Source organism: Enterococcus sp. 12C11_DIV0727, assembly GCF_002148425.2.
Lineage (GTDB): Bacteria > Bacillota > Bacilli > Lactobacillales > Enterococcaceae > Enterococcus_L > Enterococcus_L lemimoniae.
In genome coordinates this window covers 484797-503007 of the sequence record NZ_CP147248.1, presented here as the reverse complement: position 1 = coordinate 503007, position 18211 = coordinate 484797, and the positions used below count along the sequence as shown (strand labels likewise).

Sequence of the window (18211 nt, the reverse complement as noted above, 5' to 3'; positions counted from 1 at the left end):
TCACAAAAAACCGTAGAATCTTTTAAAAAGAAGTCCACGGTCAATTAGTTACATATTAAAATTCTTCACCATATACATCATCAACTGTTTGTTCTGGGTCGATTACGATATATAAGCTTTTTGTTTTTTCGCTGACTTTAGTAGATTGGTAAACATTATCTAATCCTTCGTCCGTTTTATCTTTGTATGGGAAGTAAACTAAATCTGGTGTACCTGTTTTGTATAAAATTTCCATACGTTCAATATCTTCATATTTCAAAGCACGAGCAAACATTCCTAATTCAAGACCACCAAGATTGATATCATGAGTTTGAACGTGATCTCCTTCTTGGAAAATTTCGATTTTAAAGCCTTCACATGGATGGATTTCCATAAATTCGCTTCCGTGGATACGACCAAAACTAGTTGTGATTTGTTTGATCCATAAATCTCCGATAAAACGACGACCAATCGTCCAAGTTTCACCATTTCTAAAATAAAATTTCAATCCTGTCATTTCTCTACTCATAATATAAGTCTCCTTATCTAAAATAATTTCTACAAAGTTAAGTTTAGCATAACTTTCATGTTAGGTCACACTATTAGCTTCTTTAGTTAGGATGAGCTAATTTCTCTAAAAAAACATCCGTTAAGATAACAGCTCTTTGATGAATCCCTGTCGCTACGACTTGTTCATTGTCAAATACCTCGAAAGAAAAATTGATTTTTGTTTTTTCCTGTGAAGCGACCTTAACTTTAATAGTCATTTGGGCTCCTACTACAGAAGGGCGTAAATGTCTCGCTTCGATCAATGTGCCAACACTGGTTTCTTCTGGGGCTAATTGTTTATGCAAATACTCTTTTGCCGTATTCTCCACCATTGTGATCATAACTGGCGTAGCTAAGACCTCTAAATCACCAGAACCAATCTCTTTTGCAGTATCGTTTAAACCAACAACAAACTTTTTTGAAAACTCTTTCACGGCTTTCACTCCTTATCAATCCTATCCTTTGCATATGCAATTAGTGCTTCTTTAGTATTGCTTATTTGACCGTTCACAACAGCAATTTCAAGCATATTAAGCATATTTCCTAGCCATTTCCCAGGATTTTTATCAAAATAAGCCAATAAATCATTACCTGTTAGAGCTAACTGTTTTCTATCATGAATCGGCAAATCTAAATAACCTTCTTTTGCTTCTTCAAGTGTACTCTTTTGACCAAAATAAAACAATAGTTTTTCTATAGACAAAACCGCATCCAATCCCAAGTTAAACAAATCCATTCGTTTCCAGTCTCCAATGAGACGTTGATTTAATCCATAAATCAACGATTGTACTTCGTGGATCATTTGATTAGACTGTTTCCAAGCTTTTAGAAAGCTGCGAATATCATTCTCTTTTAAGCCCATTATCTGAATCAATAAGGCCCATGCTTGGCTTTCACTTTCGATCTGTTTATTTGGAAGATCTGAAAAGTTCAGCAATGCTTCCCCTGATTTTTTTAAACCTGGGCAATATTGATAACATTTAGTCTCAATAAACGGTAATAAAGCGGCGCGCCGATTTTTTCCTAATAATAGTTTGATAAATTCCACTGCAATTCGCTCTACAGAAATTTTACCTAATAATGGATGAAATTCTTCAATCGCAGACAATGTATTGGTTTCAATCATAAAATCTAACTGACTGGCAAAACGCAAGCCACGCATCATACGTAAAGCATCTTCATGAAATCGCTCTTTAGGGTTTCCTACGGCTCGAATAATTTTTTGTTCTAAATCATCCATACCATCAAATAGATCAATGATTTCACCATTCACATCCATCGCCAATGCATTGATTGTAAAATCTCTGCGTTTTAAGTCTTCTTTTAATGAACGGACAAACGTCACTGTGTCGGGACGTCTAAAATCTTGATAGGTTGATTCTGTTCTAAAAGTTGTGATTTCATATTGTTCTTCACCGATTAAAACAAGCACAGTCCCATGATCGATTCCTACGTCAATGGTTCGATGAAAAATCTGTTTGATTTCTTCTGGATAAGCGCTAGTTGCTATATCTACATCATGGATTGGTTGATCCAACAAGGCATCACGAACACTGCCTCCAACAAAATATGCTTCAAATCCATGTGCTTGAATTTCTTGTAGCACTCCAGCTGCTTTGGTAAATTCGTCAGGTATTATTTCTAATTTCATAATAAGTTTTCCAGTCCATAGACTAATTTATCTAAGTGAACCACCTTTTCACAGCCCAAAGCAACGCCTGTCATAAACGAACTACGGTCATAGGAATCATGTCTGATTGTTAACCCTTCTCCAACACCACCAAATTGTACTTGTTGATGGGCTATCATGCCTGGTAAGCGAACGCTATGAATTTTCATCCCTTCAAAATCAGCACCGCGTGCACCAGCGATCAACTCTTTTTCTTCTGGATGGCCTTGCGTTTTTTTCGAGCGCACTTCACTCATCATTTCGGCCGTTTTGATTGCCGTTCCGCTTGGTGCATCTAACTTATTATCATGATGCAACTCGATGATTTCAACATCTGGAAAATATTCAGCAGCTTTTTGAGCAAATTGCATCATCAAGACAGCACCCACGGCAAAATTTGGTGCAATCAAGCCGCCAACTTTCAAACGCTCTGATAGATCAGTCAATTCTGCTAATTGTGCCTCCGTTAAACCAGTCGTTCCTACAACAGGCGCGATTTTATGCTCTATTGCAAATCGGGTATTTTCATAGGCAACTTTTGGAATCGTAAAATCGATCCAAACATCTGGCTGAACAGAGAGAACCTCTTCTTTTGTTTTAAAAATCGGGGCATTATTATTTGGATATTCTACTAATTCACTAAGATTATCTTTTTCTTCAAATGGGTCCAGCACACCAACCAATTCAAATCCGACGTGCTCTAAAACCATCTTGGTTGCAGTAGCCCCCATTTTTCCTTTAAATCCTGCGACTAAAATTTTAATCATTTGTTTGCCCGTCCTTTCGCTCAAAACGATATTTATCCCGTTGATTGAATTTTTCCATATTTTTTTTAAATGCTTCTGTTAAATCTATATCTAGAGAATTTGCCATGATCATCGTGACAAACAAGACATCCCCTAACTCTTCTGAAACCGTTTTTGGTTTTTCGTCTGTTTTCTTGGGTTTTTCACCATAATAATGATTGATCTCTCTGGCTAATTCCCCTACTTCTTCTGTTAAGCGTGCCATCTGGCTTAATGGAGAAAAATAACCCGTTTTAAATTGTTGGATATAGTTATCCACTTCTACTTGCATGGAATGCAGAGATTGATTTTCGTCTTTCATTTTTACCCCAACCTTTCTACTACACATCTTATCAAAAACTGCGCCATCTGAAAAGGTTCTACTTGTTGTTTTATATTGAGAATGATAAAGTGATTACTGGATAAGGGTTCTTGACGATGAAATTATACAGCATCAACCCAGTATGTTTTAGCCAGCTTCGCGAAACAGTATCCTCAACGATTAGATAAATCATCTGGAAGACCAAAAACGTCTTTAAGCTGATTTCCTAAATTGTTCAGCAACTTAGCGTTTCGCTACGCTTTTAAAATACGAGGAGTGAGTACAATGATTGAAGAAAAAAAGTTTTATGTTAAAGACGTTCTGTTAATTCTAGCAGGTACTTGTCTTTATGGGTTTGGCTTAGTCACCTTTAATATTGCAAATGACTTAGCAGAAGGCGGAGTAACTGGGATCACCTTGATTTTACGGGCACTTTTTTATATTGATCCTGCATACTCCACTTTGATCATCAATATTCCGTTGATTTTGATTGGGGGAAAAGTTTTAGGCAAGCACTCATTTTATTATACAATTTTAGGTACCGTTTCCTTATCTGTCTTTTTATGGTTATGGCAACGATTCCCCATCGAAGTTAATCTAGATCATGATTTGTTGATTGCTTCTTTATTAGCTGGATTAGCTGCTGGTATCGGTAGCGGATTAGTCTATCGAGTCGGCGGGACGACAGGCGGAACCGATGTGATCGCTCGTATTTTGGAAAAAAATTACGGCATCAGTATGGGCCGTTCCTTGCTGATCTTTGATATTCTCGTTTTGATTCTGTCTTTGAGCTATATTGATGTAAAACGAATGATGTATACCTTGATTGTTTCATTTGTTTTCAGTAAAGTTGTCGATTCGGTTTTAGATGGTGCCTATGCTGCCAAAGGAATCTTAGTGATCTCTGATCATTCAGAAGATATTGGAGAAGTAATCATGTCCCTATTAGAACGTGGCGTGACCTATTTAGAGGGCCAAGGTGGGTATTCTCAAGTCGATAAAAAAGTCCTTTATGTAGTTGTTAGTCCTAGTGAAATCATAGAAATCAAGCGAATCGTTCATGAGCTGGATGCAAAAGCGTTTATTTCTGTTATTAATGTTCACGAAGCTATAGGAGAAGGGTTCACCTATTCTAGACCGACAAAAATGCTCTTCAAAAGAAAAAAACAACTTAACTAAGTCAAAAATAGAGCGGGACAAAACGAAAGATCAGTTTTGTTTCGCTCTTTAAAGTTGAATAAACGGCGAGAAAAAAGCGGCGACTAAACTACACTTTGTTTCGATCTCACTAACTTCTACGCATAAAATATGCTAGAATTTCTTTGATAGACAACGAAGGATGAGTTGATCTAGAAAAGTACCTACTCGGTAAAGTCCTTCGCTTCGATCACATTGTTGTAAATTGCTGTGAATCACGAAGAACAATAGAATTCGATGATAAACAGTACCTACTTGGCACGAAGAACGAAGTGATTCGATGATGCACAATACAAGGTGTCTGAAAGACAACTTGCTTCCTTTATTTTCTAAGTGCTAAAGCACTTAGAATTGAAGGACTTTGTGTTCGGAGCTCAACACTTTTTTCTCGGTCTCTTTTTTATTTTTTCAAACGGTTTAATTCATCTGTTAACTCTAAAAACGCTTCGTGGTTTTTATCTTCTAAAGCTAAATCGATTTGGCGATAGAGTAAATCGATTTTCGCTTGTTTTTCCTCATGAGCGAAAAACTCATTAATACTTTCAATTACTTCTTCACTCACCTGTTCATTCCAGCGGGCATAAGGATTATCCTCTAAAATAGACAAATACTGGCTATTTTGCCAAGACCCATCAAAGATACATTCAACATAAAGTGCTTCTTTCCAATTCATCCGAATTTCATGGAAAATCTGATCAGTATCCGTAAATTCTTTCCCTGAAAGAAATAAGCGAATGGGTTCATCATCGATTTCTTTTGACGTGACTTTTAGTCCACGAACAGCTTTATCCGCTTGTTCAATAAAATGCACATTATTTAAAATGGCTTCGTGATTGATTAAATAGTTTAAAATCCATAATACTTCTCTTTGGCTAAATGAAATATTATTGACTAACCAAACTAAAAAATCCTTTTTATCTGCGACATTGACAAACATATGATCACCTATCTCTCTTCAATATCATCTAACAGGGATTGCGCTTCGTTATCCCCAGGTTCGTGGTGAAGATAATGTTGCAATAGCTCTTTTGCTTGCTCTAGTTGACCTTCCTCACGTAGAAATACAGCATACTCTTTTAAAAATTCAGGCTCATGGGAAAGTTCTTGGTACGCTTGCTCATAATGTACTTTTGCTAAATCAAACTCTTCCAATTCATTATAAGCATGTGCCAAGTTCCATTCGCCATACGGATGCCCTTGTTCTTCCATTTGTTGAACGACATCGATCACTTCATCAAATCTATGTTCATTTAAATATAGATTACTTAGCGTAAGTCTTGTTTCATCCGTTTTTTCGCCAAGTTCCAACGCTTCTTTCAATAACGCTTCAGCCTTTTCTGTATCATGCAATCGATAGGCATTTTCAGAGGCTAATTGATATAAATCCACTTGGAATGGATTTTCTTTGATCCCTTCAGCTAGAACAGTACGAGCTTCTTCAAGTTGTTCTTCTTCTTGTAACGCTTCACCCAAAGATAAATACAGCGACTGATAATGTGGATTCAACGCTCTTAATTGTTGCAGTAAAGCAATTGCTTTTTGATTTTCATGGAGTTGCAAGTAAGTGAACGCTAATTGGAATAAACGATCATCTGTCTGACCTTCTCCCAATGCCTTTTCTAAAAATGGGATCGCTCCTTCAAAATCGCCTGACATGCTATGAGTACTACCTAAACGTTCATTGATCGAGACATTAGAAATTTCGGCAACTTGCCCTTCAAGTAGCTCTTGGTAAGCTGTAGCGGCCTCTTGAAACTGACCATTAGAAAAATACAACTCACCTAAAGCAAATAAAATCAATGGTTCGTCCGGCATCAATCGTTGTGCCTCTTTTAATTTTGCTTCACTGACTTCTGGAATTCCGATGACCTGATACAAATCAGCTGTTACTAATAAACTTTGAACATAGCTATCACTATCTTTGCCTACCTTTTCTAGATAGACAAATGCATCATCGATCAAATCATTTTCAATCGCAATTTCAGCTAATGGAAGATTCAAGCCATCAGCCTCTGGAAAAATCGTTACTAAATGGTCAAAAACTAGTTTTGCTTCTTCCAAAAATCCAAGTGACAATAATTCTTCCCCTAAATCCGCAAGCGTATCATCATCATCTTTTCTAATAGCTTCTGCCAACATCAACTGCGCTTGAGCCAACTCTTCTTCATGTAATGCTTGTAGCATTTTCTCACTATATGTTGTCATCATTTACCCTCTAATTTCTTTTAAAATAGTTTTATATTTTTCTACAGTTGTTAATAAATCTTCTGTTTTAGGTTGCTCCATCCGATCAAATTCTCCGACTTCTTTTAAAAGAGCAGCCTTCTCTCCACGATCAAGACAGTTTAAAACACCTTCCACATAGTCACTGACCAAAATTTGTTCTGGAAAATCTACAGGGAAACCTAGATGAATCAACCAAATTATGAAGTTTTTATAATGAAACGAAAACTGATTCACTTCTTGAGACCAAAGCAACTGGAGCAAACAGCCTAAAAATCGTTTCATATGACTGGATAATAGATGTCCGTTCGCCGTTTCTAGAAACCCCTGCTCAAACAGTCGACCAAATTGATCGATCATTTGTCCATCTTTTTCATAATAGCGAATCATCTCATCCAACATACCATTAAAAGACTGCTGATTCAAACGTGTTGCATCGCTGTAGTTTTTAAAAAGCATTCTCAAAAAATCATGGCTGCAAACCAAACCACAGCGGATAAAAACAAGAAAATCAACTAGTTTCCCATCTCCATGATCCGTTGTTAATGTATGGTCGTAAAGTATTTTATCTGCTAGAACCAAACTTTGCAAAACAGGATGATTGTTTAATTCTATTTGAACTTCATGAATCAGACTCTTGCTTAATGATTGAATAGATAACGGCAAAAGCCAACAATCAGAAGTCAGTACGGATGTTTCATACAAAAAGTTTGTTAACTGAACAACTCCTTCATTTCCAACACCTAAGAAAAGAAAGTCTTGCTGCTGATCAAAATCAGCTAAAAAAGTTAACAGACTCTCTAGCTCTTTCAGATTATTACAATGAGCGTCATTCTTACAAATATACCAATCTATTTCTTGTTTGTCATCAAAAAGCTGAATTAGTTTTTCCGAAAATAAATCATAGTATCGCTGATTAGTCAGCAAAAAAAGATGTTTCGACTCAATTGAAGCTGATTTAATTTGAGAAGCAAACGTCTCACCATAGATGATTGTTGTCTCCAACTGATTTTTCTTATAAACAAGTTCCATCGATAACACCCCTCTCTTACATTTTACCATTAGTCGAGGGAAAACAGAAAGAGGGATGATTTTTATTTTGGAAAAGCAATGATCCTCGATCAAAGACAGTTGTTCTTTTAATTTTCTTAAAGAACAGACATTATTGATTCATAAATTACTAGAGATATTTTACTTTTTTTATGTAAAAAAACTTATTTATAGCTTATACTGGGTTTGTTTCAAAAAATAGCCAACCTCTAAGAAAAATAGCGCAGTTCTTAGAATACTGCTGTTCGAAGAAACAAAGTGATTCAGTCATGATTTGAATAATTAGCACGCTACACTGTTCATAGTTCTATCACTTGGTTTAAACATAGCTAGTTATTCTTTATCTTTTAAAAAGTGAAACATGATCATATTTTGATTTGTGTTCCACTTTTTTTGATTTTAAAGCCAAACCCAAAGTTGATTCATAAAATCTTTTGGGTATAATTAAGTTTCATATTTAGGATGAATAGAATAAGTATGTTGACTTTTAAGGATACACGAACTCAAAAAGAGGCTATTTATATGTTTTACCTAGGCTGAATTATCCGCTAACTATACTCACTTAGATAAAGAAAGAACCCTTGATTAATCAAGGGTTCTAAGAACTGTCTTATTTAACAGCATCTTTCAACGCTTTACCTGGTTTGAACGCAGGTACTTTACTTGCAGCGATTTGAATTTCTTTACCAGTTTGTGGGTTACGTCCTTTACGAGCCGCACGTTCGCGTACTTCAAAGTTACCAAAACCGATTAATTGAACTTTTTCACCTTTAGCAAGAGATTCTTGGATTGTTGAAAATACAGCATCCACTGCTGCAGTTGCGTCTTTTTTAGTTAAACCAGTTGAAGATGCAACGTTTTCGATTAATTCTGCTTTATTTGCCATGGATTATTTCACCTCCTCCACAAGGGATAGGATATCTAAAAGATATCGAATTTACGTTTCTTTTTGAGTGGTCCAAAAATCACGTACAAATATTGAATTGGATCAATATTCTGTTATCACGATATCATAGGAAGCTTGTAATAGCAAGGTTTTTGATGCGTTTTAACCAGTTTTTTCTAAAACTATCATTTTTTTTTATAACTCAATGAATTTATTTGTACATTTGAAAAAAGTGTGGTAAAATGCGCTACTTCCGTCTTCTCGGGATAATTTTGATTGGTGTTCCTTCAAACGTGAAGGCTTTACGAATTTGATTTTCTAAAAATCTTGCATATGAAAAATGCATCAATTCTTCTTCATTTACAAAAATGACAAATGTTGGCGGTTTGATCGCTACTTGAGTACCATAAAATACTTTTAGACGCTTGCCTTTATCTGTTGGCGTTGGATTGATCGCAATCGCATCCATCACTACATCGTTCAATAGCGCAGACGGAATCCGTAGATTTTGGTTCATGCTTACCAATTCAATCAATTCTGGTAGTTTATTCAAGCGTTGTTTCGTTACTGCAGAAACAAAAATGATCGGCGCATAATCTAAATAACGAAACTCTTCGCGAATCTCTTCTTCAAAATCGCGCATCGTATTTGTTTCTTTTTCGATCGTGTCCCATTTATTCACAACGATAATGATCCCACGACCAGCTTCATGTGCATATCCAGCAACTTTCTTGTCTTGTTCACGAATACCTTCTTCAGCATTTAAAACCATTAAAACAATGTCTGAACGTTCAATAGCACGCATAGCACGCATCACACTATATTTTTCTGTTGATTCATAGACTTTGCCTCGTTTACGCATACCAGCTGTATCGATCATCAAGAATTTTTGTCCATTCTCAGATTCAAAACGAGTATCGATGGCATCACGAGTTGTTCCTTCTATTTCTGAAACAATGACACGGTCTTCACCAAGAATCGCATTGATCAAGGAAGATTTCCCAACATTAGGACGTCCAATCAAACTAAATTTGATCGTATCTTCGTCTTCTTCTTCGATTTCAGTAGAAAAATGTTTGACTGCTTCGTCTAAAACATCACCGATTCCCAATCCATGACTCCCTGAAATTGGGAATGGATCGCCTAAACCTAAAGAATAAAATTCATAGATTTCATTTCTCATTTCAGGATTATCCACTTTATTGACAGCTAAAATCACTGGCTTATTACTGCGATATAAGATTTTTGCTACTAATTCGTCTGCATCCGTAACGCCTTCTCTACCACTAGTTACGAATACGATCACATCTGCTTCCTCAATCGCAATTTCAGCTTGATGCTTGATTTGCTCCATAAACGGTTCGTCACTTAGATCGATACCACCTGTATCAATAATACTAAATTCACGTCCTAACCACTCCCCAGTGGCATAAATACGGTCTCTTGTTACACCTGGTGTATCTTCTACAATAGAGATTCTCTCACCAGCTATACGGTTAAAAATTGTCGACTTCCCTACATTCGGGCGCCCGACAATTGCAATTGTTGGATTTGCCATTCAAATTACCTCCTTGACAAGTTATCAATCTTTACTAGTTTACCTAAAGCTTGTCTAAGATGCAAGAAAAACTGGTGAAATCAGTCAATTAAAGCGCCGAATACAAATAAATCTTGTAATTGTCACATAAACGTTTTGACAATTACAGGATACTTTATTTCAAATAATTCACTTCGTCCTTATTCGACACCATACGCGATACGTTTTACATTAATTAAATGATGAGCTGTTACATTATCCGTTGTACTACTTCCGCCCATTGCACCACAGCCTAAAGTCATCGAAGGCGCTAATTTTGTTGTTGCGCCAATTGCTCCTAAAGCACCTAAAGTATTGACCAAAATACGAGAAGCTCTCATTTCTAAGCCAAATACTTCGGCATTCGCATCTGTCGTTGTATGAATCACTGCTGTATGACCTGTTCCTTCATTCGCAAGTAATGCCTTACAAGTTGCTACACCTGTTTCGAATGAGTCAACTGTGAACAAGCCTAAGATTGGTGTTAGTTTTTCTCTTGAGTAAGGATTATGGTGCCCAATCTCTGTCTGTTCTGAAATTAAAATAGATGTTTCTTCTGGTACAGAAATTCCCACTAATTTTGCAACGTCTGAAGCACTTTTTCCAACGATGTCTGGGTTTAGTGTCCCTGTTTCTCTTAAAATAAATTGGCTGACTTTTGTCAATTCTTCTTCATTCATAAAATAAGCTTTCTTCGCCTTTAATTGTTCGATAACGGCTTCTTTTACGGATTTCTCTACCACGAGTGCTTGCTCTGAGGCGCAAATGATTCCATTTTCAATTGTTTTACTACTAACTACGCAATCAATCGCATGGTTGATATCAGCTGTTGCATCAATCAAGACTGGAACATTTCCAGGACCTACTCCAATTGCTGGGTTTCCTGAACTATAAGCTGCCTGTACCATTGCTTTACCACCTGTAGCAAGGATCAACGAAATATCCTCATGTTTCATCAAAGCACTTGTTGCTTCTAATGTAGGTTCTTGGATCACTTGAACTAATCCTGCTGGCGCTCCAGCTTCAACTGCCGCTTTCTCAATAATTTCTGCTGCCATCAAAATTGATTTTAAAGCTTTTGGATGTGGCGAAAAAATAATCGCATTTCTTGTTTTTAAGGCAATCAATGCTTTAAAAATAACTGTAGCTGTTGGATTTGTTGAAGGAATCAATCCTGCTACTACAACTAAAGGAATACCAATTTCAATGATTTTATCTTCTTTACGACGATTGATCACACCAACAGTTGCAAGATCTTTAATACTTTCATAAACTTGCTCACTAGCAAATGTATTTTTGATGATTTTATCTGAAACTTTCCCAAAGCCTGTTTCTTCATTAGCTGAAATAGCTAATTTTTCTGCATTATCAAGTGTTTTTTGGTATACATTTTTTACGATTGCATCTACTTGTTCTTGGGTGTAGTTTTCATATTTACTTTGAGCTTCTTTCGCTGTTACAACTAGTGTTTCAATTTCTTTTACTTTTAGTTCAGTCATTTTGAACACTCCTCTATTTTTGTCGTTCGTTCTCTATTAGCGCCTTAAACGCATACAAATCAAGTTTAATCTATTTAAATCAATTTGTTAGGGAATATTTTAAGCAGATTATGGACAAAATTTACCTATTCTCGATTTTTTTCACAAACAATTACACTTGAAAGCTGAATTTATTCAAGGTATCATAGAGTAGTAAAGAAAATTTCACAAACAAAAAAGGACTATTATCTCATCAAATAAAAGAGGGTTTATTTATGTGCCGATTATTGATTGTCAGTAACGATCCAAACGAACAACGAATACTTCAACAATCTATCAACGATTCATTTATGAATATAAAAGTATTACCTCCAGCCGAAACGGAACAAGAAGCCTTAGCAATAGCCGAAAAGCTCTTGCCAGAAATTCTGTTGATTGCAATTGATCATTTAGATATTGATGGATTCATCGTAAAACGTAAAATAGTTCAACAACTGCCGAATATTAAAGTAATCATAATGACCGAGCGAGATAACTTCCAAAGTATCCATCAAGCTTTACGATGTGGCGTAATCGATTATTTATTGACGCCTATTGATTTTAATGAGTTAAAATTCGCGATCGATCGTTGTGTAAAATCGCTAAACCAAGTTTCTTTGATGGATGTCTTGAATAATAAACCAACTGTTTTAGCAAAAGAGCAAATTAATACGATTTTGGATTACATTCATGAACATTATGATGAAGAAATCAACTTGACAACTTTAGCTGATATTATGCATTTAAATCGTCATTATGTCAGCCGATTTTTTAAAGAGGCTGTGGGGATGAATTTTATTGATTACCTGACTACTTATCGCGTTGAAAAAGCCAAGCAGTTACTGATGAAGACAGAAGAATCTATCAATGAAATTTCTGGTACGGTTGGTTACATTGATTCTACCTATTTTAGTAAGTTATTTAAGAAAAAAGTAGGGCAATCCCCTCATCAATTCCGTAAACAGTTTCGTGGAGAGTATACCCCTGCTGATTTGCGTGTGATTTATAATTAATTTTATAACAAAACCCTCAGCCACTAAATGATTTTTACTGGTGAGGGTTTTTATTATTGGAACGAAAAAAGAACGAAGGTTTCCCCTCGCTCTTATATCTTAAATATCATTATTCTGAATCAGAATCTTGTGCTTTTAATGCCTCACCTAAGATATCACCCATTGTGAAACCAGTATTTTCTTCTGGCAACTCATATTCTTGAACATCTTTTGGTTCTTCTTGAGATTCTGGTTTTGTTTCTAATGCTTTGATGCTTAAAGCAATCCGATGTTCATCTGGATTAACTTCCAATACTTTTACTTGAATAGCATCACCCTCTTGTAATACTTCGTGAGGTGTTGCAATATGTTTATGCGAAATTTGAGAAATATGAACTAATCCTTCTACACCTGGGAATACTTCGACAAATGCACCGAAACTAGTTAAACGTTTGACAGTTCCATCAAGAACAGAACCAACAGCCGCTTTGTTTTCAATATCTTCCCAAGGTCCAGCCAATGTTTCTTTGATTGATAGAGAAACACGTTCTTCATCTGGATTGATCGAAAGAATTTTAACTTTTACATCGTCACCTACAGTTAACTCATCACTTGGTTTACCCACATGTTGATGCGCAATTTCAGAAACATGCACTAACCCATCGATACCGCCTAAGTCAATAAACGCACCAAAATCAGTTAAACGAGCAACTTTTCCTTCAACGATATCACCATCATGTAGAGTAGCTAAGATATCTTTTTTCTTAGAATTTTTCTCAGCCGCAACCACTGCTTTATGCGATAAAATCAAGCGATTTTCTGAAGGCTCGATCTCGATGATTTTAAACGTTAACGTTTGGCCTTTATATTCTGAAAAATCAGCAACAAAATGGTCTTCAACCATTGACGCTGGAACAAATCCGCGGACACCTACATCAACAACTAAACCACCTTTTACAACATTTGTAACAGGTGCTTCGATGATTTTGCCTGCTTTGAAATCGGCTTCGATTTCTTCCCAAACTTTTTTAGCATCTAAACGACGTTTTGAAAGTAAATAGCTACCATTTTCTTTATCTTTGCCAATCGATGTGATGACAACTAAATCTAAAATGTCACCAACACTCACTAATTCGTTGATATCTTCTACTTGTGTAGTTGATAATTCTTTTGCTGGTACTACGCCTTCAACGCCTGCACCTTCGATACCAACAACGACTTGTTTGTCCTCAACTGCAAGCACTTCACCTTTAACGATGTCACCGACGCTTACTTCTTGGACACTGTTCATTGCATCTTCCATTGTTTCGTTGCTGATTTCCACTTTTTTGTCTTCTGTCATGAATATATCCTCCTATGCCACCAAAAAATTCGTAAAAAACTGACCTACTCCCTTAATAGTACGGGATTTTACTAAAAAAATAAAGCGATTTCTCTCATTTTCTTTTTTTTATTTGAGATAAGAAGTTATTTTCTTTCTTTAAGACAAAGAAAGTATAACTTTGACACAGTTATACTCCCCTAAAAACTATTCTAATTGGCTTACAATAAGCTTAGCGTTTCTTTGAAATAACCTCTTCGATCGCATTTACAACTTCTTCGATACTCATACCCGTTGTATCGATTTTCACAGCATCTGCTGCTTGTTTTAAAGGCGAAACTGCTCTTGTTGAATCCAAATAATCACGGTGTTCGATTTCCTCTTTTAGCGTTTCAAAGTCTGTTGTGATCCCTTTTTGTTGATTTTCCTTATAGCGTCTTTCAGCTCGCTCAACCACGCTGGCAACTAAGAAAATTTTCACTTCTGCCTCAGGTAATACAGCTGTTCCAATATCACGACCATCCATTACAACGCCACCAGTCCGACCAATCATTTGCTGTAATTCAACCATCTTCTCCCTAACAGCGCCATGTTTGGCAACTATTGAGACTGAATTCGTCACATCAGGTTGCCTAATTGCTTCAGTAACTTCAAGTCCATCAATAAAAACTAGCTGATCTTTTTCAGTTTGCTGGAATGAAATCGTATGATCTAAACACAGATCACTCAACGCTTTTTCATCTTCAAAATCAATATGTTTTTGGATTGCTAAATAGGTCAACGCTCGATACATAGCACCAGTATCACAATAAATGTAATTCAACTTTTTAGCTAAAATCTTGGCTACCGTACTTTTCCCAGAAGAAGCTGGGCCGTCAATGGCAATGCTTATCTTTTTCATAACGAACTCCTTTGTTTATCACATAGTAAAAGAGTCTGGCACAAAACATTGATTGTTTTGTTGCAGACCCTTAACAACGAGGAATCACAAGTGAATCATCATTTGCTTTTCTCCCGACTTTTTGTTATTTAACGCGTAAAGATTGACCAGGTTGTAAAACAGAGTTCAAATTTAGTCCATTCAATTGTAGCAATTCTTCTGTCGTTATACCGTTTCTTGACGCTACTTGGTTTGGTCCTTCACCATTAAGCACTTCTGTGTATGCTGCAGCTTGCTCTGTCAAGTCGCTTGTTGGTGTTGTCGCGCTACTTTGTCCATCAACTACCGCTTCAGAAGAAGACGCAGGCTGTTCTTGCGATGCCGCAGCACTTGAAGATGATGGCTGAGTGGTGCTATTTTTTGTAGAAGATTGAACCACCACCGATGATGAAGGCTGACTAGCATTTTTATTATCATTTGGTTTATCTCTCATCACATAAAGATATGTTCCAACTGGTAAAGTAATGATCAATAGTAAAAGAATCACTAAAATTGTTAGAAAGACCGTGTTGCCTTTTTTTTGTTGACGTTTTTCTGAGCGGGAACCCCCAGCATTTTTATCTGTTTCATAAATTGACTGCTCCCAAGGTTCACGTGCACCTGATGGGTTTTTCTTATCTTTTTTACTCACGTATCGTTCCTCCTAAAATTCTCTCGTTTGCTATTATACCACAGCTTTTTGTCAACTGCAGTCTAAAAAAAGATTATTTTCATTCTTTAAATAATCTTATTAAAATGTCCTCCCACTGATTGGAGATTTCGTTTTCTTCTGGTGATTGTACTATTCGGGCTTTGTACTTGTCAAAGGATAAGCCACAACGGTCACAACAATTTTCTTGGGTACTTTCCGTGATTTTTTCTGAAAAATACTGCTGAATGAACACACGACGGCATTTTGCTTCTTTAATATAGTTTAACATAACCGCTAATTGTTGTTGCCTTTCTTTCTCTTTTCTTAATAATCTTTGTTCCAACTCTTCAATTGTATATTCTTTTTCTAAATATCCTTGCAGCCATTTTTGCTGAATTTCATTTAATACCGGCAATCGATTTTCTTTATCCTCTGATTGGCTGGTAGGGAACTCATTTAAAAATGTCCGATCTAGTCTACTTTCTGATTGGAAATAATAATGAATTGATTCATCCCCTTTTTGATAGAGTAAAATTGCAACGCTCGCTTGACCATCGCGACCCGCCCGCCCGATTTCTTGAACATAATTCTCTAAGCTATCCGGGCAATCATAATGAATAATAAAACGCACATCAGGTTTATCGATCCCCATACCAAAGGCATTCGTAGCACATAAAACATCTAATTGATTAGCTACAAACTGCTGTTGCAATAAACTACGTTCATTTGCAGTCAACCCACCATGATAAAAGGCTGACTTTAAATCAGTTTCTTCTTTGATCAAACGATTGATTTTTTCGGCTGTTTTTCTAGTTGCACAATAAATGAGCCCTTTATTTTTAAGTTGGGTTAAATAAGAAATGAGTGTATCGTTCTTTTCTGTACACTGATTGACAAGCAAACCAATATTAGGTCGGTTTACAGAATAAATCACTTCAGAAATGTTTGTCCGATGGCTAAAAACTTGATTGATGATTTCTTTTTTAACTGCTGGCGTTGCCGTAGCAGTTAATGCTAATGTTAGTGGATTACCACACTCTGCTTGAATCTTAGCCAATTTGGTATATTCCGGTCTAAAATCAACGCCCCATTGAGAAACGCAGTGCGCTTCATCAACGACAAACAAGGCGATCTTTACATGAGCTATTTTGGTACGAACCTCTTTTTGTGTCAACGTTTCAGGACTGATCAAAATATACTTATACTCCCTTAAATGGTTTAGGGCATATTGCTTTTCTGAAAAAGACAAACTACTATTGATTGCTATTACACTGGTTTCTCCTTTTTTTTGAAGCTGGATCACCTGGTCTTCCATCAAGGACAGTAACGGCGAAACAATCAACACTGAACCCACTAGTATCTGTCCTACGAATTGATAACATAATGATTTACCTGTTCCTGTTGGTAAGACAGCTAACGTATCTTGGTTTCTTAATAATTGCTCGATTACTTCTTTTTGCCCAGGTTTAAATGTATTGAATCCAAATTTAGCTTGCAGCACTTGTTCTAAATTGATCTTCATCGGCTAGCTTCTCTTTCTTCTCTTAATTTTTGAATTTGATACAAACGAAACTCAAAGTAATCCACTTCTGGGTTTTCTTGTTTTACCACACGATAGGTCCAATCTTGATATGGTTTTGAATAGTCACGTAAACAAGCATAAGTCGGCTGCGATATAAAGCGCTCAAATGGAAAATCCTTTGTTAAAGCTAACTCCATTAGGTGATCCTTAATCGTGCTCAGTTTCACTTTCCTTTGTACAGCTAATGCGTCTATTGAAAATTGTGTGCTCAGGTATCGAGCCGTTTCATTCATACTTTTATTTTCATTTTGTTTCACTAATGGCAGAATCAGTTTTTTTAGGAAAGAAACATCTGGCATCAACAAAATGGTATCAATCAAATGATGAAGCTTTTCTTTTTTGATCAACAATCGATTAAAGACCGTCTCTTGTTCGTTCATTAATTGAAACGATGCCTTCCCAATTGTTTGATAGCCTGAAAATTGCTGTGCAAAAAAATCAGCTTCTTCTTCAGGGAGTACAGAAAAAATTTGACTCCATTCCTTTTTGACGGTTTCAATCAAGCGCGCTTTTGGAAGTGATTTTATATACGTTTTTATTTGTTTTTGGTATAAAGGCGATTGTTCAAGAGGGAGATAATTTTTATTGTTATAAGATAATTGAGAAACAACTTGTACAGTAAATTGAAGTAAACGCCAAATCATTTCATCTGTTTTACCAAAACGATAATTATCGATCCAAGAATAGTGGTCCTTTTCATGAGTTAATGATTGTAACCCTTTAGCCGTTATCTGAACCTCACTATCACTTGTTTTAGACAATAGCTCTTGCTTCACCAAATTATCTAATAAAATGTCAAACTGTTTTTCAGACAGCTCAGGAAATAACTGGAAGAAGCGCAAGTTTTCATAAAGAAACCCATATAATAAAACTGAACTTGTCCGTTTCCCTTTTAAAAGATGATACAAAGTTGAGGTACGCACCTTGTATCCGTGCTGAAATAAAGCTAAAATAAAGGAAGGCTCCATATCTCCACCTCTTTCAATGACAGA

Annotated in this window: 18 protein-coding genes; 2 read left to right on the top strand and 16 right to left on the bottom strand. The window is 36.2% G+C overall.

Annotated elements, in window-relative coordinates; all coding sequences use genetic code 11:
- Positions 1–55: 55 nt before the first annotated feature.
- From A5866_RS02530 to A5866_RS02510, 5 genes are all read right to left on the bottom strand, one after another.
- Entirely contained in the window at positions 56–508 is a 453-nt protein-coding gene (locus A5866_RS02530; protein WP_086279485.1) for a hypothetical protein, read from the bottom strand.
- An 82-nt stretch (positions 509–590) separates the two neighbouring features.
- Entirely contained in the window at positions 591–962 is a 372-nt protein-coding gene (locus A5866_RS02525; RefSeq protein WP_086444471.1) for a thioesterase family protein, read from the bottom strand.
- A gap of 5 nt (positions 963–967) precedes the next feature.
- Complete coding sequence (locus A5866_RS02520) at positions 968–2179, bottom strand: CCA tRNA nucleotidyltransferase (protein ID WP_086279487.1); 1212 nt, start codon at positions 2177–2179, stop codon at positions 968–970.
- Positions 2176–2964 (bottom strand): 4-hydroxy-tetrahydrodipicolinate reductase, encoded by a 789-nt coding sequence (gene dapB, locus A5866_RS02515; protein WP_086444472.1) that lies wholly within the window; start codon positions 2962–2964, stop codon positions 2176–2178. Before dapB ends, A5866_RS02520 begins: the two co-directional genes overlap by 4 nt.
- Entirely contained in the window at positions 2957–3304 is a 348-nt protein-coding gene (locus tag A5866_RS02510; protein ID WP_086279489.1) for a nucleotide pyrophosphohydrolase, read from the bottom strand. Before A5866_RS02510 ends, dapB begins: the two co-directional genes overlap by 8 nt.
- Positions 3305–3589: 285 nt before the next feature.
- Here A5866_RS02510 and A5866_RS02505 point away from each other — a divergent pair, with 285 nt between their 5' ends.
- The gene (locus A5866_RS02505) at positions 3590–4483 is read left to right on the top strand and encodes a YitT family protein (protein WP_303393680.1); all 894 of its coding nucleotides are present in this window, start codon (positions 3590–3592) and stop codon (positions 4481–4483) included.
- A gap of 418 nt (positions 4484–4901) precedes the next feature.
- On the opposite strand, the gene A5866_RS02500 is transcribed toward A5866_RS02505, so the two are convergent.
- The 6 genes from A5866_RS02500 to A5866_RS02475 all read right to left on the bottom strand — a co-directional run bounded on the left by A5866_RS02500 (position 4902) and on the right by A5866_RS02475 (position 11735).
- Positions 4902–5438, bottom strand: coding sequence for a ReoY family proteolytic degradation factor (locus A5866_RS02500; protein ID WP_086279490.1), 537 nt, complete (start codon positions 5436–5438; stop codon positions 4902–4904).
- Positions 5439–5446: 8 nt separating this feature from the next.
- Positions 5447–6706, bottom strand: coding sequence for a tetratricopeptide repeat protein (locus tag A5866_RS02495; RefSeq protein ID WP_086445524.1), 1260 nt, complete (start codon positions 6704–6706; stop codon positions 5447–5449).
- 3 nt (positions 6707–6709) lie between these two features.
- Complete coding sequence (locus tag A5866_RS02490) at positions 6710–7756, bottom strand: hypothetical protein (RefSeq protein WP_086444473.1); 1047 nt, start codon at positions 7754–7756, stop codon at positions 6710–6712.
- Positions 7757–8384: 628 nt separating this feature from the next.
- Positions 8385–8660 carry an HU family DNA-binding protein gene (locus A5866_RS02485; protein ID WP_010761417.1) on the bottom strand — a complete coding sequence of 92 codons (276 nt, stop codon included), beginning with the start codon at positions 8658–8660 and terminating at the stop codon, positions 8385–8387.
- 247 nt (positions 8661–8907) lie between these two features.
- Complete coding sequence (gene der / locus A5866_RS02480; RefSeq protein WP_086279492.1) at positions 8908–10218, bottom strand: ribosome biogenesis GTPase Der; 1311 nt, start codon at positions 10216–10218, stop codon at positions 8908–8910.
- Positions 10219–10397: 179 nt separating this feature from the next.
- Positions 10398–11735: an aldehyde dehydrogenase family protein gene (locus A5866_RS02475; protein ID WP_086444474.1), complete on the bottom strand. Its 1338-nt coding sequence runs from the start codon at positions 11733–11735 to the stop codon at positions 10398–10400.
- A 254-nt stretch (positions 11736–11989) separates the two neighbouring features.
- Here A5866_RS02475 and A5866_RS02470 point away from each other — a divergent pair, with 254 nt between their 5' ends.
- The gene (locus A5866_RS02470) at positions 11990–12766 is read left to right on the top strand and encodes a helix-turn-helix domain-containing protein (protein ID WP_086444475.1); all 777 of its coding nucleotides are present in this window, start codon (positions 11990–11992) and stop codon (positions 12764–12766) included.
- Between the two features lie 109 nt (positions 12767–12875).
- Here A5866_RS02470 and rpsA read toward each other — a convergent pair whose 3' ends face one another.
- From rpsA to A5866_RS02445, 5 genes are all read right to left on the bottom strand, one after another.
- Positions 12876–14087: a 30S ribosomal protein S1 gene (gene rpsA / locus A5866_RS02465; RefSeq protein ID WP_086444476.1), complete on the bottom strand. Its 1212-nt coding sequence runs from the start codon at positions 14085–14087 to the stop codon at positions 12876–12878.
- Between the two features lie 211 nt (positions 14088–14298).
- Positions 14299–14967, bottom strand: a complete 669-nt coding sequence (gene cmk, locus A5866_RS02460) for a (d)CMP kinase (protein ID WP_086444477.1) — start codon at positions 14965–14967, stop codon at positions 14299–14301.
- A gap of 124 nt (positions 14968–15091) precedes the next feature.
- Complete coding sequence (locus tag A5866_RS02455; protein WP_086444478.1) at positions 15092–15637, bottom strand: SAG1386/EF1546 family surface-associated protein; 546 nt, start codon at positions 15635–15637, stop codon at positions 15092–15094.
- Positions 15638–15716: 79 nt separating this feature from the next.
- Positions 15717–17159 (bottom strand): RecQ family ATP-dependent DNA helicase, encoded by a 1443-nt coding sequence (locus tag A5866_RS02450; protein WP_086444479.1) that lies wholly within the window; start codon positions 17157–17159, stop codon positions 15717–15719.
- The gene (locus A5866_RS02445; RefSeq protein ID WP_086279497.1) at positions 17156–18187 is read right to left on the bottom strand and encodes a helix-turn-helix domain-containing protein; all 1032 of its coding nucleotides are present in this window, start codon (positions 18185–18187) and stop codon (positions 17156–17158) included. Before A5866_RS02445 ends, A5866_RS02450 begins: the two co-directional genes overlap by 4 nt.
- Positions 18188–18211 lie beyond the last annotated feature (24 nt).

Bases quoted from the DNA above. Each gene is read 5' to 3' on its own strand.
- A5866_RS02475 (WP_086444474.1), bottom strand. From the start codon at position 11,735: ATGACTGAACTAAAAGTAAAAGAAATTGAAACACTAGTTGTAACAGCG.
- A5866_RS02510 (WP_086279489.1), bottom strand. From the start codon at position 3,304: ATGAAAGACGAAAATCAATCTCTGCATTCCATGCAAGTAGAAGTGGAT.
- A5866_RS02505 (WP_303393680.1), top strand. From the start codon at position 3,590: ATGATTGAAGAAAAAAAGTTTTATGTTAAAGACGTTCTGTTAATTCTA.
- A5866_RS02520 (WP_086279487.1), bottom strand. From the start codon at position 2,179: ATGAAATTAGAAATAATACCTGACGAATTTACCAAAGCAGCTGGAGTG.
- cmk (WP_086444477.1), bottom strand. From the start codon at position 14,967: ATGAAAAAGATAAGCATTGCCATTGACGGCCCAGCTTCTTCTGGGAAA.
- der (WP_086279492.1), bottom strand. From the start codon at position 10,218: ATGGCAAATCCAACAATTGCAATTGTCGGGCGCCCGAATGTAGGGAAG.
- A5866_RS02500 (WP_086279490.1), bottom strand. From the start codon at position 5,438: ATGTTTGTCAATGTCGCAGATAAAAAGGATTTTTTAGTTTGGTTAGTC.
- rpsA (WP_086444476.1), bottom strand. From the start codon at position 14,087: ATGACAGAAGACAAAAAAGTGGAAATCAGCAACGAAACAATGGAAGAT.
- A5866_RS02445 (WP_086279497.1), bottom strand. From the start codon at position 18,187: ATGGAGCCTTCCTTTATTTTAGCTTTATTTCAGCACGGATACAAGGTG.
- A5866_RS02485 (WP_010761417.1), bottom strand. From the start codon at position 8,660: ATGGCAAATAAAGCAGAATTAATCGAAAACGTTGCATCTTCAACTGGT.
- A5866_RS02450 (WP_086444479.1), bottom strand. From the start codon at position 17,159: ATGAAGATCAATTTAGAACAAGTGCTGCAAGCTAAATTTGGATTCAAT.
- A5866_RS02530 (WP_086279485.1), bottom strand. From the start codon at position 508: ATGAGTAGAGAAATGACAGGATTGAAATTTTATTTTAGAAATGGTGAA.
- dapB (WP_086444472.1), bottom strand. From the start codon at position 2,964: ATGATTAAAATTTTAGTCGCAGGATTTAAAGGAAAAATGGGGGCTACT.
- A5866_RS02495 (WP_086445524.1), bottom strand. From the start codon at position 6,706: ATGACAACATATAGTGAGAAAATGCTACAAGCATTACATGAAGAAGAG.
- A5866_RS02490 (WP_086444473.1), bottom strand. From the start codon at position 7,756: ATGGAACTTGTTTATAAGAAAAATCAGTTGGAGACAACAATCATCTAT.
- A5866_RS02470 (WP_086444475.1), top strand. From the start codon at position 11,990: ATGTGCCGATTATTGATTGTCAGTAACGATCCAAACGAACAACGAATA.